At 58.7% G+C, this 20,804-nt stretch carries 20 protein-coding genes and 2 pseudogenes; 17 read left to right on the top strand and 5 right to left on the bottom strand.

Features of this window, described 5'->3' with window-relative positions; translation table 11 throughout:
- Nucleotides 1-32: 32 nt before the first annotated feature.
- Both VLA07_RS21385 and VLA07_RS21380 read right to left on the bottom strand, forming a co-directional pair.
- The gene (locus tag VLA07_RS21385) at nucleotides 33-737 is read right to left on the bottom strand and encodes a YoaK family protein (protein WP_027614683.1); all 705 of its coding nucleotides are present in this window, start codon (nucleotides 735-737) and stop codon (nucleotides 33-35) included.
- A 25-nt stretch (nucleotides 738-762) separates the two neighbouring features.
- Nucleotides 763-1,092, bottom strand: a complete 330-nt coding sequence (locus tag VLA07_RS21380; RefSeq protein ID WP_027614684.1) for a DUF6388 family protein — start codon at nucleotides 1,090-1,092, stop codon at nucleotides 763-765.
- Between the two features lie 134 nt (nucleotides 1,093-1,226).
- Between VLA07_RS21380 and VLA07_RS21375 the strand changes: the two genes are divergently transcribed.
- The gene (locus tag VLA07_RS21375) at nucleotides 1,227-1,577 is read left to right on the top strand and encodes a hypothetical protein (RefSeq protein WP_333991227.1); all 351 of its coding nucleotides are present in this window, start codon (nucleotides 1,227-1,229) and stop codon (nucleotides 1,575-1,577) included.
- A 110-nt stretch (nucleotides 1,578-1,687) separates the two neighbouring features.
- Here the strand turns inward: VLA07_RS21375 and VLA07_RS21370 are convergent, their stop codons facing one another.
- Nucleotides 1,688-2,113 carry a GNAT family N-acetyltransferase gene (locus VLA07_RS21370; protein WP_098968166.1) on the bottom strand — a complete coding sequence of 142 codons (426 nt, stop codon included), beginning with the start codon at nucleotides 2,111-2,113 and terminating at the stop codon, nucleotides 1,688-1,690.
- A gap of 147 nt (nucleotides 2,114-2,260) precedes the next feature.
- On the opposite strand from VLA07_RS21370, the gene VLA07_RS21365 reads away from it, so the two are divergent.
- The 3 genes and pseudogenes from VLA07_RS21365 to VLA07_RS21355 all read left to right on the top strand — a co-directional run.
- Nucleotides 2,261-2,698, top strand: coding sequence for a hemerythrin domain-containing protein (locus VLA07_RS21365; RefSeq protein ID WP_027614687.1), 438 nt, complete (start codon nucleotides 2,261-2,263; stop codon nucleotides 2,696-2,698).
- 222 nt (nucleotides 2,699-2,920) lie between these two features.
- A complete protein-coding gene (locus tag VLA07_RS21360) occupies nucleotides 2,921-3,556 on the top strand; it encodes a lytic polysaccharide monooxygenase auxiliary activity family 9 protein (protein ID WP_027614688.1) in 636 nt (211 codons plus the stop codon).
- A gap of 40 nt (nucleotides 3,557-3,596) precedes the next feature.
- Nucleotides 3,597-4,619: pseudogene (locus VLA07_RS21355) on the top strand (chitinase); the annotation flags it as partial.
- Between the two features lie 127 nt (nucleotides 4,620-4,746).
- Here the strand turns inward: VLA07_RS21355 and pdxR are convergent.
- Nucleotides 4,747-6,192 (bottom strand): MocR-like pyridoxine biosynthesis transcription factor PdxR, encoded by a 1,446-nt coding sequence (gene pdxR / locus VLA07_RS21350; RefSeq protein WP_333991224.1) that lies wholly within the window; start codon nucleotides 6,190-6,192, stop codon nucleotides 4,747-4,749.
- Between the two features lie 188 nt (nucleotides 6,193-6,380).
- On the opposite strand from pdxR, the gene VLA07_RS21345 reads away from it, so the two are divergent.
- The 11 genes and pseudogenes from VLA07_RS21345 (at nucleotide 6,381) to VLA07_RS21295 (ending at nucleotide 17,590) form a co-directional block, all read left to right on the top strand.
- Entirely contained in the window at nucleotides 6,381-7,922 is a 1,542-nt protein-coding gene (locus VLA07_RS21345) for an FAD/NAD(P)-binding protein (protein ID WP_333991222.1), read from the top strand.
- Entirely contained in the window at nucleotides 7,919-9,130 is a 1,212-nt protein-coding gene (locus VLA07_RS21340) for an MFS transporter (protein WP_333991220.1), read from the top strand. Before VLA07_RS21345 ends, VLA07_RS21340 begins: the two co-directional genes overlap by 4 nt.
- A gap of 47 nt (nucleotides 9,131-9,177) precedes the next feature.
- A pseudogene (locus VLA07_RS21335) lies at nucleotides 9,178-10,371 on the top strand (pyridoxal phosphate-dependent aminotransferase); the annotation flags it as partial.
- Nucleotides 10,372-10,580: 209 nt separating this feature from the next.
- Entirely contained in the window at nucleotides 10,581-11,360 is a 780-nt protein-coding gene (locus tag VLA07_RS21330) for a YqcI/YcgG family protein (protein ID WP_333991218.1), read from the top strand.
- Nucleotides 11,360-12,199, top strand: coding sequence for an arginase family protein (locus tag VLA07_RS21325; protein WP_049827968.1), 840 nt, complete (start codon nucleotides 11,360-11,362; stop codon nucleotides 12,197-12,199). The genes VLA07_RS21330 and VLA07_RS21325 overlap by 1 nt, the downstream gene beginning before the upstream one ends.
- Complete coding sequence (gene dapF / locus VLA07_RS21320; RefSeq protein WP_333991217.1) at nucleotides 12,192-13,049, top strand: diaminopimelate epimerase; 858 nt, start codon at nucleotides 12,192-12,194, stop codon at nucleotides 13,047-13,049. Before VLA07_RS21325 ends, dapF begins: the two co-directional genes overlap by 8 nt.
- Nucleotides 13,036-13,998: a cysteine synthase A gene (gene cysK / locus VLA07_RS21315; protein WP_333991215.1), complete on the top strand. Its 963-nt coding sequence runs from the start codon at nucleotides 13,036-13,038 to the stop codon at nucleotides 13,996-13,998. Before dapF ends, cysK begins: the two co-directional genes overlap by 14 nt.
- Before the next feature lie 48 nt (nucleotides 13,999-14,046).
- Nucleotides 14,047-15,198: a homoserine O-acetyltransferase MetX gene (gene metX / locus VLA07_RS21310; RefSeq protein ID WP_081730311.1), complete on the top strand. Its 1,152-nt coding sequence runs from the start codon at nucleotides 14,047-14,049 to the stop codon at nucleotides 15,196-15,198.
- Nucleotides 15,185-15,928 (top strand): SDR family oxidoreductase, encoded by a 744-nt coding sequence (locus VLA07_RS21305; protein WP_247268628.1) that lies wholly within the window; start codon nucleotides 15,185-15,187, stop codon nucleotides 15,926-15,928. Before metX ends, VLA07_RS21305 begins: the two co-directional genes overlap by 14 nt.
- A gap of 48 nt (nucleotides 15,929-15,976) precedes the next feature.
- A complete protein-coding gene (locus VLA07_RS21300; protein WP_333991212.1) occupies nucleotides 15,977-16,891 on the top strand; it encodes an ATP-grasp domain-containing protein in 915 nt (304 codons plus the stop codon).
- A gap of 108 nt (nucleotides 16,892-16,999) precedes the next feature.
- Nucleotides 17,000-17,590, top strand: coding sequence for an NUDIX domain-containing protein (locus VLA07_RS21295; RefSeq protein WP_096795624.1), 591 nt, complete (start codon nucleotides 17,000-17,002; stop codon nucleotides 17,588-17,590).
- Between the two features lie 128 nt (nucleotides 17,591-17,718).
- Here the strand turns inward: VLA07_RS21295 and VLA07_RS21290 are convergent, their stop codons facing one another.
- Nucleotides 17,719-18,234 (bottom strand): methylated-DNA--[protein]-cysteine S-methyltransferase, encoded by a 516-nt coding sequence (locus VLA07_RS21290; protein WP_330206862.1) that lies wholly within the window; start codon nucleotides 18,232-18,234, stop codon nucleotides 17,719-17,721.
- A gap of 150 nt (nucleotides 18,235-18,384) precedes the next feature.
- On the opposite strand from VLA07_RS21290, the gene ggt reads away from it, so the two are divergent.
- Both ggt and VLA07_RS21280 read left to right on the top strand, forming a co-directional pair.
- On the top strand, nucleotides 18,385-20,112 hold the full coding sequence (ggt, locus tag VLA07_RS21285; protein WP_027614698.1) for a gamma-glutamyltransferase: 1,728 nt from the start codon (nucleotides 18,385-18,387) through the stop codon (nucleotides 20,110-20,112).
- A gap of 69 nt (nucleotides 20,113-20,181) precedes the next feature.
- Nucleotides 20,182-20,715, top strand: coding sequence for a cysteine hydrolase family protein (locus tag VLA07_RS21280; protein ID WP_330206860.1), 534 nt, complete (start codon nucleotides 20,182-20,184; stop codon nucleotides 20,713-20,715).
- The last annotated feature ends 89 nt before the right edge of the window (nucleotides 20,716-20,804 follow it).

Raw genomic sequence — 20,804 nt, 5'->3', positions numbered from 1 at the left:
CGCGAGCAAGCCCGCTCCCACAGGATCGTATTTCAGCGCGGCATATAGCCCAGTTGCCAACGCCGCGGAATGCTCAGGGACAGCACGCCCAGCACCGCCGCCAGCAAGCCGCTGGCGAACAATGCCCGAAGTCCGAAATGATGTTCCAGCACTGCGCCGAGTATCGCGCCGATGAACATCCCGCTCCACGGCACCAGTTGCACCCGCCAGCCATTACGCCGCTCGCCGAGCATCCAGCGCCCCAGTCCACGGCCGAACCGTGACAGCGCTCCGGTCACGTACGTCAGGCCCACTGGCAGGCCGTTCACTTCCTCGACCGCCGCGTTGAGCATGCCCATCGCGATGATCGCCGCCAGCAACGCCGGCAGTTGCGTGTCATACGGCCAGGCCGCCGCCAGGCAGAGCAGGGTGGCGATGCACAGCAACAAGGGCAATGTGCGCCGCCCACCGAGGCGCCCGATCACGATCCCCAAGGCATTACCGATCACGAAGGTGACGACCAGGATGATCAGGCGCAAGGTCAGTCCGAGGTCGCCGTCACTGATCGCCACCGCCAGCCGCGTGGTGTTGCCGCTCATGAACGAAACGAAATCGCCGCTGGCCATGAAGCCGATTGCATCGGTCATGCCGGCGAGTACCGACAGGCTGGCCACCAGCGCCAGACCGATGCGCCCGCGCCATTTCTGCCGATGCAGATGCCCGGAGGTGGCGCGGTGAGTCGAAGTGGAGGGCAGCATCGGCGACGATATCCTTCAGCGGCGGTTACGGTTCCAGCCCATACAATTCGCAGTAATCTTCCCAGCGCATGTGGGCCATTTCCGCTACCTCGCGATGCACCTCCATGCGCTGGGCCTGATAGTCCTCGGGCGTTGCGGCCGTCAGGAGCAAGGTCAGTTCCCAGGCGAACAGGCCTTGATTCTCCGCCTCGGCCTCGAAGGCTTCGTGCAGGCGTTCTTCACGATACTGCGCAGCGGTTTCACCCTTGGCCTGGGCCAGCAGCGGATTGAGATGATCGAGGGTTTCGCGCAATTCGGGGCGCGCGTCGAGAAACAATTTCAGGGCTTGTTCATGTCGCTGGTCGGTGGGCGCCATGTGTGTTCCTTGTGAGGCTGATGACCCTAGGGTGCCGGAGCGGCTGCCGCATGTCGCGCTATAAATGCAGTAAAGCAGAACGATTTTGCCTGTTGCGGTGATACAGTCCGCTTTTTTCTGAATGAGCGAATGCAATGCGAATTCTGATGGTAGCGCTGGCCGCGACCGTGCTGGCTGGCTGCGCGGGTTCGGTGATGGACGATTCTCGCACCAAAGCCCCGTACAAGGTTCTGACTTCGGACAAGCCGGAGAAAGTTGTCGCTCAGTGCGTACAGTTCGGCTGGCAGGACGAAGCAGTGTTTGGCGTGGACGCCGGAGCGTATCTGCAACCGGGCAAGAAGGGTGGCTCGACGGTGTACACCCGTTCCGCAGAGTCATTTGTCGACGTGACCAGCGATGCGTCGGGAACCGTCCTCAACTACTACGTGCAGAAGGACGATTTTGTTGCCAAGCGCCGGTTGGCGGCGTTGGCGACCTGTCTTTGATATTGCGCTGAAGCGGCTGCCGTTATCGCCAGCAGGCTGGCTCCCACACTGGATTTGTGTTTGCCACCGATCCTGTAGGAGTGAGCCTGCTCGCGATGAGGCCAATGAATTCAACCGATCAAGCGCTTCTGGAAATAATGCCGGCTATGCCCCGGCGGGTAATCAACGATCTCGCCAAACTGGCTGAATCCCAGCTTCTCGTAGAACGCCGGCGCCTGAAAGTCGAAGGTGTCCAGCCAGATGCCGAGGCAGTTCTTCTCCTTGGCCAGATTTTCCGCCATGGCCATCAGTTCCGAGCCGATGCGTTGCCCGCGACCCTGTTCCGGGACGCACAGCAACTCGATGTACATCCACTGGAAGATCACCCGGCCGTACAAACCGCCGAGAATCGCGTCGTGTTCATCGCGCACCAGCAGGGCGAAAGGTTCAGATGTGGAACCACCGGTCCGGGCGTCGTTATACGCAATCAAAGGCTCGAGAATGGCTTTGCGCTGTTCTTCCGTAGGGTTCTGCGACAGCTCGATTCGCAACGTCATGTGCAACTTCCTTGTGAGATGAACCGCCAGCCTATCCTGCCCGGGGAGCGTCTTCCAAGTCCTTCCTCATCCCTTTGGAACCGCCGCTGTCGCGCCGGGGTCTAGCTTTTACAGCGTCATTCCGAACGCGGTTGATGAGGATCCCCCATGAATATTTTCGAAGCCCTTCGCGAAAGCCACGACCGCCAGCGCAGTTACGCCAAAGCCCTGGTCGAAACCAGCGGCGACACCCCGGAGCGGGTTGAAGCCTATAAACAGCTGAAAGCCGAGCTGCAGGCCCACGAAACCGCCGAAGAACGCCACTTCTACATCCCGCTGATGGAATTCGACAACGGTGTTGACCTCAGTCGCCACGCCATTTCCGAGCACCATGAAATGGACGAGATGATGGAAGAGCTGGACGAGACCGAGATGTCCAGCCCGGCGTGGCTGGCAACGGCGAAGAAGCTCTCGGACAAAGTCCATCACCATCTCAAGGAAGAAGAGCAAAAGTTCTTCCAGATGGCCGGCAAATTGCTCGATGACAAGCAAAAGGAACAACTCGCTGGCCAGTACGAAAAGGAGTACCAGGCGCAACTGCCATGAGTACTGAATGCCAGTTTTTGCAGTGTCGGCGTGTAGGCCTTTGGCCATGCGTTGGGTGGGTCTTGTCGTAATAAGCTGTATATTCATCCAGTATTTTCGGCGTTTTTGACTTGAGACGCCGATTGACTGCGACAAAACCGCCGATGGACAAAAAAACCACCTCCGTTAGCTTGAAGGCCTCTCCTCGGACAGGAGAGTTCTTAAATCAACGGAGTGAAAAACATGAATCAACCACAAGCTCAAACCCAACTGCGACACGGTCGCGTCACCTCTCCAGCCAGCCGCGGTGCGGTAGCCATCGAGCAAGGATTGCTCGGTGCCTGGCAGGTCAACGAAATGGAAGGCGGCAAGAACTTCCCGGCGCTGACGGCAGGGCCTTTTCCTGCTCCCTATGGCAGCGACAGTGACAGTGTCACGCCGCCCGCCGACGGTTACATCCTCAGCGGTGGCAAGACCGATGCCCGTGACTGCGTGAACTTCACCGACGAGGAAATGAGCAAAAAGCTCAATCGTCCGTTCAGCTGGCCACTGCTCAGTGTCACCCCGGGCCAGACGCTGGAAGTGAAGTGGGAATACACCGCGCCACACACCACCCGTGGTTATCGCTGGCTGATCACCAAGGATGGCTGGGATCCGAAACAGCGCATTTCCCGTGCACAACTCGAAGCGCAGCCTTTCGCCGAAGACTTCTACACTCAAGTGCCGTATTACAGCTATCCGGGGGAATTGAAGGCCAAGGTCAATCATTCGGTGAAATTGCCGGCCACCAAAAAGGGCCGTCACGTCATCGTGCTGATGTGGATCGTCGCCAACACCGGCAACGCGTTCTATCAGGCGTTCGACGTCGACTTCAAATAACGGCGTTACGCTCAACCCACAGGTTCTGAAGGATTAGAACATGTCAAATATCGACTTCACGCTAGTGCAAAACCAGGCGGCCGACGCGGCCGCGCTGATGCCGAGCATCGCCGGCAAAAAAATACTCATGGGCTTCTGGCACAACTGGCCGGCGGGTCCAAGTGACGGCTATCGTCAGGGCCGCTTCGCCGAAATCGCTCTGGAAGCGGTGCCCAAGGAGTACAACGTGGTCGCGGTGGCGTTCATGAAGGGCAGCGGGATTCCAACCTTCAAGCCGTACAACGTCTCCGATGCCGAGTTCCGGCGTCAGGTCGGCGTGCTCAACAGCCAGGGGCGGGCGGTGCTCTTGTCCCTGGGTGGCGCCGATGCGCACATCGAGTTGCGGGCCGGACAGGAACAACCACTGGCCAATGAGATTATCCGTCTGGTGGAAACCTACGGCTTCGATGGGCTGGACATCGATCTTGAACAGAGCGCGATTGATTTCGCCGCCAACAAGACCGTGCTGCCGGCCGCGCTGAAACTGGTCAAGGATCACTACGCAGGCCAGGGCAAGCACTTCATCATCAGCATGGCCCCGGAGTTTCCGTACCTGACCACCAACGGCAAATACGTCGGATACCTGCAGGCACTGGAAGGCTATTACGACTTCATCGCGCCGCAGTTCTACAACCAGGGCGGCGACGGGGTCTGGGTACCGGAAGCCAATAATGGCAATGGTGCGTGGATCGCGCAGAACAATGATGCGCTGAAAGAGGACTTCCTCTATTACCTGACCGAAAGTCTGGTGACCGGCACCCGGGGCTTCACCAAAATCCCGGCGGACAAATTCGTCATCGGCCTGCCGGCCAACGTCGATGCGGCGGCCACCGGTTACGTGATCGACAGCACCGCCGTCGGCAATGCGCTCAAACGTCTGGCGATCAAAGGGCTGCCGATCAAGGGCCTGATGACCTGGTCGGTAAACTGGGACAACGGCGTCAGCAAGGATCGCGTGCCGTATGGCTGGGAATTCAGTCGGCGTTATGGACCGCTGATTCACGGAGCGAAAACAGCGGCACAGGAAACGGATGACACGTTGTCGCGCGTCGCCCGTTAGCAGCAATTAAAGAGCCCGGTAGCGCTGCCGGGCTTTTTTGCGTGGGCCAGGCAAACAATGCCCGGATGTGAGTCATAGCGGAGCGGGTTGTTTATCCGATCGGGACGCGCTCGATACATTGAGTGAATGACTTGACGAGATCCAGCAAGCAGGCAGCCGCCTGATTGATCTGCGTATCGGAAAGCGCCGCGTAGCCAATCAGCACGCCAGGTTTGACCGCGTGACTGCTGGTGAATGCGGATACCGGTTGCAGGCAAAGATTGAAGAGGGCAGCCCGTGCGCAGAATTCTCTTTCATCAATGTCTGCGGGTAACCAGAGTACAAAATGTAATCCGGATTGCTCGCCGGAAATCTGCAGATCAGGGTTTTCTCGCAGCTTTGAGATCAGCAAATCGCGTCGATGTTGATACGTCTGTCGCGAGATGCGCAAATGCCGTACATATTTTCCGGTGCAGAGAAACTGGTTGAGTGCGAGCTGACCCAGTATGCCGGGCGTCTGGCCGGTGTCTTCGATGAGGTTGATGACTTTCTTCTGTAAATGTTTGGGAATGACCATGAAGCCCAGACGAAAGTTGCTGAACAGGGTTTTATTGAAGCTGCCGCAGAAAATCACCCGGTCGTTTGTATCTATTGATTTGATGGCGGGCAGAGGAGCACTGCCATAGTTGTACTCGCTGTCGTAGTCGTCCTCGATGATGATCGCATTGGCTGCGGTCGCCGAGGCCAGCAGGGCCTTGCGGCGTGCCATGCTCATGCAGACACCCAAAGGAGCCTGGTGAGAGGGCGTGACATAAATGGCCTGAACCGGACTGGCGGGTGACAACGCTTCAACGATCAGACCTGCATCGTCCACTGGAATATCGATGATTGTGTTGCCGGAACAATTGAATATCCGCCGGGCCCAGTAATAGCCGGGATCTTCCATGGCAACGACGGCCTCTTTTCCCAATAATCTGCTGATGAGGTCAAGACAGTGCCTGATGCCGTGGGTAATCACGATGTCCTGAGGTGAGCAGTCAATTCCCCGGTAGATCTGGATATGGTCGCAAATGGACTTGCGCAAGTTCTCGTCACCGCCGAGTGACGAGGCCGATACTGCGGTGGCGAGGTCTTTGGCGGAAGGTGTGCATAACGACTTTACATCTTTTTCTTCGAGCAATCCCGGATCGGCCAGTCTGGCAATAAACGGTACATAAGGCTGTAAATAAGTAATGGGAGCAGGTGAATCGGATGACCGGTGAGTATCAAGTTCGACTTGCAGTTCCTTAGTTCTGGCGGCGGCGATCAGATTATCCGGCAATGTTGCGCAGACCACCGAGCCGGCACCTCGCTTGCGAATGATGAAACCTTCTTCGCGCAATTGATCGAAAACAGTTTCCAGAGTCCCTCGGGAAACTCCCCATCTTTGCGCAAGCGTACGCGTGGAGGGCAGCGCTTCGCCGGATTGGAGCCGACCGGAACTGATCAGGTGTTCAAGGAAACGGCACAGAAGCTGATGTTTGGTGGACAGCGAATGTTCGGTCAATTCGAACGGCAAGACTAGGTCGAGGCCAACTGGCCGCTTACCTCTGGTCATAGTGGTACACACCAAAATCCATTTAATGGATCTTCATCTTAGCGCGGCATACAAATACGCTCAACGCCGCTCAAGCTAACGCGTTGAGGGGTGGCGCGCGAGTCATTGGGGTCAAGAGAAACTGGATTGGTATAGGGATATCGTCGGCAATGACTGCTTTTGAAAAACTGTCAACACTCAATAAGACTAATCATCGCGAGCCGCAACTAAAGATTGCGATAGTCGGAGGGGGTGCAACAGCGATTAGTGTAATTGATGCGTTGCAGCGCGACGTTAAGCTGAAAAATATGGATGTTGCAATTACCCTCTATGAGCCTGACAAGAAAATAGGTCCAGGTCGCGCTTATCAAAACGATGGTGATTATGGATTGATTAATCGCCAGGCCCGATTCATGTCCGTGAAAAGTGACGATCCCCGGCACTTTGTAGGATGGGTCACTCATAAATATGGAAGTGCACTGGCGCAACTTGATTTCTTGCCCCGTCACTATTTTGGTGAGTACCTGTCCGATTGTTTTGCCGAGCAAGTGGCGCTGGCGCGCGACCTCAAGCGGCCGATTCGAGTGATCGGGCAAAAGGTCACCAGCCTGACAATGCACGATGACAAAGCGGTCGTCGGTGTCGAAAACGGGCCGCAACAAGTGTTCGACCGGGTGATTCTGTGCATCGGTACCGCTGAACCGGCGGATATCTTCTCATTGGCCTGTTCCCAGAATTACATCGGCAATCCGTATCCGATGTGGACCAGGTTTTCCGCGATTGGCGGCGACGATCAGGTGGCGATCATTGGTTCCAGCCTCTCTGCTGTCGATGCAGTCCTGGCCCTGAATGCCCAGGGACACCGCGGCAAGATCGTCATGCTGTCGCGCAATGCGCTGCTGCCAGCGGTGCGCATGCCGCATCACGACTTCACTTACAAGGTCATCACCCGCGAACGTATCGAAGAGCTGCGTGATGAAGCGGGGATGATCTCGTGGTCGAAATGGCTTGGCCTGATCACCTTCGAACTGACAGCCCAAGGCGTGGATCTGGAGAAGCTCAAGGCTGAACTGGCGCCAGGTCAACTGCCGTTCGAGCGGCTGGAGCGCCATCTTCAAGCATCGGCCCGTGGCGAAAAGTGGCTGTCCATCCTGATTGATATTGCCAACGACTACGTCGAGCTGGCCTGGGACAGCCTGAGTGCGGGCGATCGCAGTTATTACATGGCCAACTATCACTCGATTTTCATGAGCCTGTGCAACCCGATGCCTCCGGCAACGGCCAACAAGTTGCGCAACATGCTCGAATCCGGACACCTCGTGATTCGTCCTGGCCTGAAGGGCGTGGAACTGAGTCCCGGTGGCGGTTTCGTCCTGAATTACCAGGCAGGCGCCTGTCATGCCGACTGGGTCATCAACGCCACTCGATCAGAAACCGGTGGTGTCGGGCAGACCGGTACCGAGCTGGTGTCTTCGATGGTCAACAATGGCGTCGCTCAGCACCATCCGTTTGGTGGACTGCACGTGTCATTCGGCTCGCACAAGGTCATCGACCGCAGTGGCAAGGCCAGCGACGCTATTTATGCCTTGGGCCAACTGGCTGCCGGTAACCATTACTACACTAGTTCACTGGCCATGATCACACGTCAGATCGACCGGGTTCTGCCGCATTTGCTGACGCCTGATCAATACCTCAAGGAGCTTTCTGCGTGAAATCCAGCCGCCCCGGAATCCTGTTACCTGCAGCGTTGTTGTCGGCCGTAATCGTGCCGCAGCTCGGACTCGGTCTGATGACGCCCACCGTTGCAAAACTGGCGGAGGAGTTTCGAGTCCCCCATGAGGCGATTCAGGAAACGTTTGTTGTTTACATGATCGGGTATGCGTTGTCCGTGGTATTGGCGGGGATTCTTGCCGATCGTATCGGAGCCCGTCGTGTACAGCTTTCGGGGTTGCTGATTTGTGCTGCCGGGTGCCTGCTTGCAGCGTTCTCGGACTCCTTTTACCTGTTTGCGGTTGCGCGTTTCATGCAGGCCCTCGGAGGGTGTGTAGGGACCGTAACCACCAGGCTGATCGTGAAATCCGATTATCCGGAAAGCAAACGCCTGCGAATTCTCACCACCCTTGCCTCGGCGATAGCGCTCACGCCGTGTATCGCACCGTTGCTCGGCGGCATGTTGTTACCTTCGCTCGGATGGCGCTGGATGATGGGCGGCGTGGGGATCTTCAATCTCGCGGCATTGGTGCTTTTCTGGCAGGTCGACACCTCTCCGGGGGCATCGGATTCGACGGGGCGCAGCATCATTGCCGTTTATGCCGCCAACTTCAGAAATGCGGATTATCTGGCTTATGCCGCCGGCATCAGTCTGGTGTGGATGAGTTACTTCGTGTTCCTGTCCTGTTCGACTTATGCGTTGCAGACGGAACTGGGCATGTCCAGCCTGGGTTACGGCGCGGTGATCTCCCTGTGCGCCGTCGGTTATGTGATTGGCAGTACGTTGGCGCGAGCATTGAGCGCCAGGTGGGCGTTGAACGAGATCCTGCTGCTTGGAAGCAGGGTAGGCATGGCCGGGTGCATGTTGCTGGGCATTCTGCTGTCGGTGTTTGGCAGTGTGCTGCCGGCGCTGCTGATTCCGATGGTGTTCATTCTGTTGTCGGTCGGGATGGTGATTCCCGCGACTCAGGCCGGGCTATTGAAGAGTGTCAGTCGCGATATCGGTATTTCCTCCGGGCAGTTTTTCTTTTTCCAGATGGCGGCGGGGGCCGGTTACGGTTTGCTGGTCAGTTCCTTTTCCGAACTGGGCGTTCGTGGCCTGGCACTGTTTATCGCCATTCCGATGGTCGTGTTGTTCGTTTTCCTGAATATGTCGCGGGCACTGTCGAAGTCCCCGGAAGAACAGTTGAAGGCAGTCTCTCGGACCTGAGTTTGCTGTTGCTGCGACCCTGATAAAAAAAACAAGGATGTGTAGTCGTGCAGTATCTGAAATCGCTGAAGTTGAACAGTGTGTGTTATGACATTCGTGGCCCGGCACTGGAGCAGGCCAGAAAGATGGAGGAGGACGGCCAGCGCATTCTCAAGTTGAATATCGGCAATCCCGCGCCCTTCGGTTTCGAGGCGCCCGACGAGATACTCCAGGATGTGATCCGTAATTTGCCGACGGCGCAAGGTTACAGTGACTCCAAAGGCTTGTTCAGCGCCCGCAAGGCCGTCATGCAGTACTGTCAGCAGAAGCAGATCGAGGGCGTCGGCGTCGACGATATCTACCTGGGCAATGGCGTCTCCGAGCTTATTGTGATGTCACTGCAGGCGCTGCTGAACAACCGCGACGAAGTGCTGGTGCCTGCTCCGGATTATCCGTTGTGGACCGCCGCGGTGAGTCTTGCCGGGGGCAATGCGGTGCACTACAGGTGCGACGAGCAGCAGGACTGGTGGCCGGACCTCGATGACATACGGGCCAAAATCACCCCCAACACCCGAGCGCTGGTGATCATCAACCCCAACAATCCCACCGGTGCGGTGTATCCGCGAGACGTGCTGCTGGGAATGCTGGAGATCGCGCGCCAGCACAATCTGGTGGTGTTCTCCGACGAGATCTACGACAAGATTCTCTACGACGAAGCTGTGCACATCAGCACCGCCTCGCTGGCGCCGGACCTGCTGTGCCTGACCTTCAACGGGTTGTCCAAGTCGTACCGGGTGGCCGGGTTCCGCTCTGGCTGGCTGGTGATTTCCGGGCCGAAGCAGCATGCCGCCGGCTACATCGAAGGCATCGACATGCTGGCGAACATGCGCCTGTGCGCCAACGTTCCGGCCCAGCATGCGATCCAGACCGCGCTGGGGGGTTACCAGAGTATCAATGACCTGGTCTTGCCTCAGGGGCGCCTGCTCGAACAGCGCAACCGGGTGCATGAACTGCTCAACGCTATTCCCGGCGTCAGTTGCGTCAAGCCGATGGGCGCGCTGTACGCGTTTCCAAGGATCGATCCGAAAATTTGCCCGATCAAGGATGACGAGAAGTTTGTCCTCGAGCTGTTGATGTCGGAAAAGCTGCTGGTGGTCCAGGGAACCGCGTTCAACTGGCCCGCGCCCGACCATTTCCGCGTGGTCACGTTGCCGGCACTGCCGGACATCGAAGACGCCATGGCGCGGATTCATCGATTCATCAGCAGCAGGTCAGTCAACAACCTGAGCGTTCGTCGAGTGGCGAATAACGCCCGGGACCTGTGGCCGGTCTTCTGATTCCAGACGCAGATCAAGTAAGCAAGTTGTCATGCCTGACGTAAGTTCGTGGCAGGTGTGACAGCGCAAAGTGCCAGACGGCTGGATGCCACACTCGGCCATCTCTCTAAGTTGTGCAGCATAAAGGAATGAGTATGCGGAACTTTGATGCGCAGGTTTCTTATCGGGTCATGCTTTCTCAGGATGAGGTTAATCATCATGGGTCCGATTGGGAGAAAGAGGCCTTGAATGAACTGGAAGAGCGACTTGGAGCAGGGTCCGACTTTCCCTGCATCTTTTCCAAGAATGCATTCAAGAAGTCTTCGATCAAGTTTGTATTTGTCGACACTCTGGATGCTCAAGGGCTGGCGAAACTGGCTGAAGGGTTAAAAGAGTATGTAACGCTTTCCAGAACATGGAGTGGTTCAATCGAGGACGCTTATCCGCTCATCGTGTTCTTTTCAACCGATGCGATATCGGCGAGTACCGCGCAGGAGTATCAGGCCGCCGGGTGGGGCGTGCTGCAGAGCCTGCACTGGCTGGATGAAAGCCCGTGGCCGGACAGCGTCGATGTCGACCCGGAGTCACCGTTCTGGTCGATGTGCTTCGCGGGAATGCAACTGTTTGTGAATATGAGTTCTCCCGCACACAAACTTCGCAAGAGCAGAAACCTCGGGTCGAGATTTGCGTTGGTCATTAATCCGCGTGAACGCTTCGATGTATTTGCCGGCGATACCGTGGGCGGACGTAATGTTCGCGCCAATATTCGCAAACGCATCCTTAAATATGATTCGGTGCCCCACGCCTTGCAATTGGGCGGCTTCGGCTCTGACGCCAAAGAGTGGTGGCAATACGGTTTGATTGAAGAAAATGCAGAGCGCACCGATGTTTGCCCGTTCAAACATTCCAGCCATGAAAATAAAGAGGAAGCCTGATGTTCAAGTTGATTGTATCCAACGGCAGAGTGGCAGACCGCACGGCATTTACCCGTATCGGCGCGTTGAAGGCCGCGTCGGCACTTGAAGCAAAGTACGGTGTAGCGCCGCTGTATATCGGTGACGGCAGCTGCGAGCCGGCGGCCGATGACTGGACAGTCAGTCTGCCGGCAGGACGTGAGCAGATCGATTCGCTGCATCGCGCCGTGGCCTGTGCGGTAGAGGAGCAGCAACTCACAGTGGTCATCAACGGCACCTGCCCGGCCAGCCTGGGCAGCGTACCTGCGGTTGCCAGACATTACCCGGACCTTTGTCTGGTGTGGGTCGATGCCCATGGTGACTTCAATATTCCGACGACCACTGACACGGGCTACCTGGGCGGGATGGTGGTGTCGGCATTATGTGGCCTCTGGGACAGCGGCTGTGGCGCCGGCGTGCGTGCGGAGAACGTCATTCTGGTCGGCGCGCGTGACATCGACGGGCAAGAGCAGCGTCTGCTGAGCGCCAATAATGTGCGCACGCTTTCCCCGCAGCAGGCAACCGCCGAAGCGGTGCGCAGCGCGATCGGCCAATCGAAGGTCTGGGTGCACATCGATTGGGACTCTCTTGAGCCTGGCTACGTGCCCGCTGACTACGCAGTGCCTGACGGTCTGCTGCCGCAACAGCTCGCGGCGATCCTGGGAGCAATTCCGCTGGAGCAGATCGTCGGCCTGGAAATCGCCGAGTTCAACGCCTCCTGCGATGCGGCGACGGCACAGCGTGCGACCCAGTGCATCATCGATATCGTTGACCCGCTCCTCTCCAAAGCGTGTCTTGAGGCGAGTGTGTGCCATGCATAAACCGCCTGCTGCTGACCGGCTGCGTTTCAGCAAGATGCACGGTGCGGGCAATGACATGATCATTCTCGATCTGCGTGATGCGCAGGATCCGTCGCGCGAATTGTGCAAGTACCTGGCTAACCGCCATAAAGGTATCGGCGCCGATATGGTCCTGGGCGTCAAGGCGGCGCGCAATCCATCGTCCGTGGCCTCGTTCGATATCTGGACGGCGCAGGGCGAGTCCTCCCGGCAATGCGGCAACGGCGCGCGGTGTGTCGCCGCATGGCTGGTTCGGGCAGGCCTGACGGAGGCGTCCGAGTTCACCCTCGACAGTCCCTCCGGTACCCACCGGGTCCGGGTCATGGAGGACGGCAACTATCAGATCAGCATGGGCGCACCGAATTTCTCGCCCGCCGCCATCCCGGTGTTCGGCTTCGACCAGGTGCAGTCGGCTTATCAACTCGAACTCGCCGGGCAACACCTGGCGTGTTCGGCGGTATCGATGGGCAACCCGCACGCGGTGATCGAAGCCGAGCGTGATCAGTATGAGATTCCAACTGTCGGCAGTGCCCTGCAAAACTCCGGGTATTTCTCCCCTGACGTCAACGTCGGGTTTGTACAGCTGCAATCGCGCAACAGGATAAAACTCAAGGTCTACGAATTCGGCGCAGGCGAGACGCTGGCCTGCGGCAGCGGTGCCTGCGCGGCGGTCGCGGTGCTGGCGCGGGCCGGGCGGGTCGACCGCTCGGTCGATGTCGAACTGCCCGGCGGAACCCTTGAAGTGACATGGGAGAGTGACTTGTCCGCGATGTACCTCTCCGGCCCTGCTGAATTCGTATTTGATGGAGAACTCGCTCATGCCGTTGTATGAAAGCATTCTGGACATGATCGGCCGTACGCCAATCGTCAAGCTGCAAAGGCTCGCCCCGGAACACGTCAGCATTTATGTGAAGGTCGAGTCGTTCAACCCAGGTGGTTCGGTCAAGGACCGGCTGGCGCTGGCTGTGGTACTCGACGCCGAAGCCAGAGGCCTGTTGAAGCCTGGCGATACGATCGCCGAATGCACCTCCGGCAACGTCGGCATTGCGTTGGCGATGGTTGCCGCGGCGCGCGGCTATAACTTCGTGGCGATCATGTCCGACAGTTACTCGATCGAACGGCGCAAGCTGATTCGTGCCTATGGCGGCAAGGTTCTGCTGTTTCCTGCTCACCTGGGCAGCAGCGGCGGCAACCAGATTGCCGATGAACTGGCGCAGAAGTTTGGCTGGTTCAGATCGCGACAATTCGATAACCCGGCCAACCCTTCCTATCACCGCGAAACCACCGCCACCGAAATCCTCGGTGATTTCGCCGGTAAACGCCTGGACTACTTTGTCACCGGTTTCGGCACCAGCGGCACACTGACCGGCGTTGGCCAGATGCTGCGAGTCGCGCGACCCGCCGTGCAGATCGTTGCCGCAGAACCGGAAAATGCTGCGTTGCTGTCGGGCGGCACCTGGGGCGTGCACCAGATTCAGGGACTCGCGCCCAACTTCACGCCGACCATCATGGACAAGACCGTCATCGACAAAGTCCTGACCGTGAACGAGTACGAAGCACGTGACACTTCGCAGCGCCTGGCCAGGGAGGAGGGGATCTTCGTCGGCATTTCTTCGGGCGCCTCGGTCGCCGCAGCGTTGAAGGTTGCCGAGACCGCAGCGTCCGGTTCGGTGCTGCTGGCCATGCTGCCGGATACCGGTGAACGTTATCTCTCGACCTTCCTGATGGATGGCATCGCCGAAGGTTCCGACGATGACTGGTTGCAGTCGCTCGAGCCATAACAGGCAACCGGTTACTTGGCGAAGCAGGCGCTCTAAGGGATTAGCATCATGGTGGAAACTCTTCCGGCAGCAGATTACATCGAGTTCGCGCGCCCGTTTCCAATGCATCGTGGAGGTGTACTGGAAGATTTCAGGCTGACGTATGAGACGTTCGGGCAACTGAATGATCGTCGCGACAACATCGTCCTGGTGCTGCCCGGCATGTCCGCCAACAGCCACGTCTGCAGTGTCGCTCGCGATCCTGAGGCGGGCTGGTGGGAGGACTTTGCCGGTTCAGGCAAGCCGATCGATACAGACCGCTGGTATGTGATCTGTTTCAACTATCTGGGGGGTTGCAAGGGCTCGACGGGGCCGCTGTCCACCGAGCGGGCGAGTGGCAGGCCTTACCAGTCGCGCTTTCCCGAGCTGAGCATCGAAGACATCGTCGACACGATCGTCATGGCCGTGAAAGCGCTGGGCATGGCGCAAGTGACCTGCCTGATCGGCGCTTCGATGGGTGGCATGTGTGCGCTGGCCCTGTTGACCCGGCATCCGGGGTTTGTCCGGCATCACATCAACCTGTGCGGCGCGGCCAGTTCGCTTCCCGTGTCCACAGCCTTGCGTTCATTGCAGCGGGAAGCCATCCGCAGTGATCCGCTGTGGGCCGGTGGCGAGTATTCGCCGGATGCGCGCCCGATCCATGGCATGACGCTGGCTCGCAAGATCGGCCTGTTGAGTTATCGCTCCGGCGCGCAATTGAATCGCCGTTTCAGCCGCAGCGATCAGGCGGCGGGGAAATCCGCCGGCATGACCCACGACTTTGAAGTCGAGGATTATCTGCAGGCCAATGCCTGGCGATTCGCGCGGGATTTCGACCCTAACAGTTATCTGCAGCTAAGCCGCGCGATTGATCTTTATGCCTGTCTGACGCCGCCGCAGGGCGGTTTTCAGACTGCCGGGCTGGAGCAGGTTCTGGTGGTCGGCGTCGAGAGCGACACGCTGTTTCCTGTCGCGCAACAGCAGCACATCGCTCAAGGGCTCGAGCAGGATGGTGCCGAGGTGACCTTTGTCCGGCTCGATTGCCCGGACGGCCACGACGCCTTTCTGACCGATCTGCGGGCGTTCGGGCCGCTGCTGGAACATTTCATGAATCGTATTGGTTCCGTCCTTCCTGCGGGCAGGGCGGAGCGTTGTCTGGAGTTGCACGATGAACGATTTTGACAAGGTTGCATTGGTGACCGGTGCCAACCGTGGCATCGGTTTCGAGGTGGCGCGACAACTGGCCGCCGAGGGCGTGACGGTGGTACTCAGTGGCAGGAATTATCAGGCTGTCGCTCAGGCGGCCGACGAGTTGGTCGGCATGGGCCTGAAGGCGTTCCCGTGCCTGATGGATGTCACGGATGAAGACAGCATCGCCTCGGCGGTCAAATTGCTGGAGGCGAAGTTCGGTCGACTGGATATTCTGATCAATAACGCGGCGATCCGTATCGAATCATACGGGTTGAACCCTTCGCAACAACCACTTCAACAGTGGCGCCAGACGTTTGAAACCAACCTGTTCGGCATGGTCGCGGTGACCCAGCATTGTCTGCCGCTGATTCGTCAATCTGCGGCCGGACGCATCGTCAACGTATCCAGTCTGCTGGCATCGCTCACCACCCATACGGACGTCGATTCTTACGCCTATTCACCGATGTTCAAATCCTTGCCGGGCTACAGCGCCAGTAAAAGCGGGGTGAATTCGTGGACGGTTCATCTGGCTTACGAGCTTCGCGATACGCCCGTCAAGGTCAATGCCGTGCACCCCGGTTACACCAAAACCGGCATGAATGACGGCGCCGGTGATCTCGATGTGCAGGAAGGCGCGCGGACCAGTGTCGCGCTGGCATTGATCGGTGCCGATGGCCCCACGGGCACTTACCGCCATCAGGACCGCGTGATTCCCTGGTGAGTCGTCGCTGTTTTTCTGCTTCCAACTGTCCAGTAGAAAGGATTCTTCATGATTAAGCTTGCACTCGTCACCGATAAGCCGAACCTGCACATTGACTACGACATGCCGCCATTGCTGGAAGCCTGCAAGCAACTGTCGATCAACGCCGATGTGTGTTTCTGGGACGATCCGTCAGTCGATTGGGCGGCGTATACCGCCGTATTGATCCGTTCACCGTGGGACTGCATTGAAAGCCTCGACGAATTCTTTGCCTGGTGCGACAAGGTGCATGCACTGACCTGCCTGTTGAACGTGCCGTCCGTGGCCCGATGGGGCTTGAACAAGTTGTACCTGAAGGACATTGCTGCGCGCGGTGTGCCGATTATTCCCAGTGTATTCCTGGCGCCCGACGACGCTCCCGAGGGTTATCTGGCTGACTTCCTCGACGCGAACACCGACAGCCACGAATTTGTCGTCAAACCGACGATCGGCTCGTATTCGCGCGGGGTGAAAAGATTTGTCCGTGGCGGTTCCGAGGCCGCGCTGGCACACATTCGCGCGCTGCAAAAGCGCGGTTCGCACGTGATCATTCAGCCGTACATCACCACCATCGACACTTACGGCGAGACGGACCTGACCTTCTTCGATAACACCTTCAGCCATTCCATCCGCAAGGGCGCCATGCTCATGGCGGACGGTACGGTGAACGTGCCGACCCCCGAATTTCGCCAGCCGCGCGAGGCGGATGCCGAGGAGCAGGCGGTGGCGCTATCGGCGCTGGTGGCTTCTGCCGAGGTGCTCGGGCTTGAGCTGCCGTTGCTCTACGGCCGGGTCGACGTGATCCGCGACTATGACGGTCGGCCAATGATCATGGAAATGGAGATCTGCGAGCCTTCGCTTAACCTGCCGTTTCGCGCCGACAGTGCGATGAACCTGATCAAAGGTGTGCTCAAGCGCATCGACCGGCACCTGGTCGATCTCTGACAACCTCCGCGAACGCCAGTAAACAGGCCCGACAGCATTGCCGGGCTTTTTTTGTGCGCGCGATTATTCGACTATGGGCGTTTTCCGATGGCACAAGGAACAGGCGTCATGACCAAGACAGCCGAGCGGGTCAACATTGTCGATACTCAGGTGTTGTCCCACGACTGGTATCTGTTGCAGAAAATCACCTTCGACTATCTACGCAACAACGGTGACTGGCAGCGGCAGACTCGCGAAGTCTACGACCGTGGCAATGGCGCGGCGATTCTGTTGTTCAACCGCGAAAAGCGCACGGTGGTGCTGACCCGCCAATTCCGCTTGCCGGTGTTCGTCAACGGCCACGACGGCTTGTTGATCGAAGTGGCGGCGGGGCTGCTGGAAGGTGCGGCGCCGGAACAGCGGATCCGCGACGAGGCCGAAGAGGAAACCGGTTACCGCGTGCATGAGGTGAAGAAGGTCTTCGAGGCCTACATGAGCCCCGGCTCGGTGACCGAGAAACTGCACTTTTTTATCGCCGAATACGACGCGAAGTCGAAGGTCAGCGAGGGCGGCGGCCTGGAAGAGGAAACCGAAGAACTGGAAGTGCTGGAGTGGCGCTTCGATGAGGCACTGGCGGCGTTTCAGCGCGGCGAGATCTGCGACGCCAAGACCATCATGCTGTTGCAGTATGCGGCGATGAATAATCTTTTCGACAGCTGATTCAGCGTCAATCCATTGTGGCGAGGGAGCTTGCTCCCGCTGTGCTGCGCAGCGGCCCCAGGTTTTTACCCGTGCTGCGCACTGGAGCGGGAGCAAGCGCCCTCGCCACACATATGGCATTTACAGGGTTAAAACAGGTCGCCTGTTCTACCGACATCAGACCAGTCACCGCCCTCCAGCGTCAGCAACCGCTCTTTGGCCTCAAGCCCGCCCGCAAACCCGGTCAACTTCCCCGACGCGCCGATCACCCGATGACACGGCGCCACAATCGAAATCGGATTGCGCCCGTTCGCCGCGCCCACTGCACGCACCGCCGTCGGGTTGCCGATCTGCTCGGCGATCTGACTGTAAGTGCGGGTTTCGCCAAACGGAATGGTCAGCAGCGCCGCCCAGACCTTCTTCTGAAATTCGGTGCCGACAAAGTCCAGCTCCAGATCGAAACGATCACGGCGGCCGGCAAAATATTCCTCAAGCTGCTGCGCGGTTCGCTGCAGCAGCGGATTGTCCGGCGCTTCGCTCATCGGACCGAGGCGCACCCGGCCCGGTTTGTCGTTTTCCCAGAGGATGGCCGCCAGTCGTGAGCCGTTCGCAACCAGCTTCAATTCGCCGACCGGTGAGGGCAGGGTGATGAACGTGTACGACATGGGCAGAACTCCGGATCGGTACGGCGAGAGTGCCCAGCATACTGCCTGAGCGGGGAGGCGCAAATCGCAATAGCGACCATACTGCTTGGTGCTTTTGCTGCGTTCCCCTCTGTTCTGCACAGAACCCGAAAACAAAAAAGAGATCGACTCATGAAGTACGAACCTTTGGCCAAAACGCTGATTGCGACGTCACTGGCACTGAGCTGCCTCATGGCCCACGCCGCTTCCGTAGCACCGGTTGCCGCCGAAAACGGCATGGTGGTCACCGCTCAACACCTGGCCTCGCATGTCGGTGTCGATGTGTTGAAAAACGGCGGTAACGCGGTGGATGCGGCGGTCGCTGTGGGCTATGCGCTGGCGGTGGTGTATCCCGCCGCGGGCAACCTCGGCGGTGGCGGTTTCATGACCATTCAACTGGCGGACGGGCGCAAGACCTTCCTCGACTTCCGCGAAAAAGCCCCGCTGGCGGCGACCGCCAACATGTACCTGGACAAGGACGGCAACGTCGTCCCGGATCTGAGCACCCGTGGTCACCTCGCCGTGGCGGTGCCGGGCACCGTGTCGGGCATGGAGCTGGCGCTGAGCAAGTACGGCACCAAACCGCGCAAGGACATGATCGCCCCGGCGATCAAACTGGCTGAGGACGGTTTTGAACTGGAGCAGGGCGACGTCGATCTGCTGGACTACGCCACCGATGTGTTCAAGAAGGACATGCGTGATTCCGGTTCGATCTTCCTGCACAACGGCGAACCGATGCAGGTCGGGCAGAAACTGGTGCAAAAGGATCTGGCGAAAACCCTGCGCACCATTTCGGAAAAAGGCGCTGACGGTTTCTATAAAGGCTGGGTGGCCGACGCCATCGTCACGTCCAGTCAGGCCAACAAGGGCATCATCACCCAGGCTGACCTCGACAAATACAAGACCCGCGAACTGGCCCCGGTGGAGTGCGATTACCGTGGCTACCATGTGGTTTCGGCGCCACCGCCAAGCTCCGGCGGGGTGGTGATCTGCGAGATCATGAACATTCTCGAAGGCTATCCGATGAAGGATCTGGGCTTCCATTCGGCCCAGGGCATGCACTACCAGATCGAAGCGATGCGTCACGCTTACGTGGACCGCAACAGCTATCTGGGCGACCCGGATTTCGTGAAGAATCCGATCGAGCACCTGCTGGACAAGAACTACGCCACCAAGCTGCGCAATGCGATCCAGCCGCAGAAGGCCGGGATCTCCGCCGAGCTGAAACCCGGCGTCGCCCCGCATGAAGGCAACAACACCACGCACTATTCGATCGTCGACAAGTGGGGCAACGCAGTGTCTGTGACTTACACTCTCAACGACTGGTTCGGCGCCGGGGTGATGGCGAGCAAGACCGGGGTGATCCTCAACGACGAGATGGACGACTTCACCTCCAAGGTCGGCGTGCCGAACATGTACGGTCTGGTGCAGGGCGAGGCCAATGCCATCGCCCCGGGCAAAACCCCGCTGTCGTCGATGAGCCCGACCATCGTCACCAAGGACGGCAAAGTGGTGATGGTGGTTGGTACACCGGGTGGCAGCCGCATCATCACCGCGACCTTGCTGACCATGCTCAATGTCATCGACTACGGCATGGGCCTGCAGGAAGCGGTCGACGCGCCGCGTTTCCATCAGCAATGGATGCCGGAAGAAACCAACCTCGAAGACTTCGCCGCCAGCCCGGATACGAAGAAGATCCTCGAGAGCTGGGGCCACAAGTTCGCCGGGCCGCAGGATGCCAACCACATCGCCGCGATTCTGGTCGGCGCGCCGTCGCTGGGCGGTAAACCCGTGGGCAAAAACCGTTTCTACGGGGCCAACGATCCACGGCGTAATACCGGGTTGTCATTGGGTTATTGAGCGGCGTAAAAAGGGCGGCGGGGCTTGGCTCCGTCCCCTGTCTCAAGGATCGATCAAGGAAGGCCCATCATGTCTAGTGCATTGCTGATCATCGACGTCCAACAGGCTCTCTGCTCGGGCGAGTATCAGTGCTTCGACATCCACCGTGTGATCGACACCATTAACCAGCTCAGCACGCGTGCGCGTGAGGCGGGTGTGCCGGTAGTGCTGATTCAGCATGAGGAAAAGGACAGCCCGCTGGCCCATGGGGCCGAAGGCTGGCAACTCGCCGAAGGCCTGCTGACGACAACGCAAGACCTGCGCGTACGCAAAACCACCCCTGATTCGTTCTACCAGACTGACTTGGGCAAACTGCTGGCCAGCGAAGACTTCGAGCGCCTGATCATCTGCGGGCTGCAGACCGACTACTGCGTCAACGCCACCGTGCGCAGGGCGCACGAACTGGGCTACGACGTGGTGCTCGTCGCGGACGCTCACTCCACCGTCGACAACGGCAACATGAGCGCCGAAGACATCATCGCCGAACACAACAAGGATCTGGCGCACCTGACCGGCGCGACGGCCCGGGTCGACGTCAAACCCGCCGTCAAGATCGTTTTCTAAACCAGCGAATCCCCTGTGGGAGCGGGCTTGCTCGCGAAGGCGGCAGCCCATTCGACATTGATGGCGACTGATAGACCGCTTTCGCGAGC

The organism is Pseudomonas sp. S3(2024) (genome assembly GCF_036861315.1).
GTDB lineage: Bacteria > Pseudomonadota > Gammaproteobacteria > Pseudomonadales > Pseudomonadaceae > Aquipseudomonas > Aquipseudomonas putida_A.
Note: the sequence above shows the minus strand (reverse complement) of the source record. Positions and strands in the feature narration are given on the sequence as shown.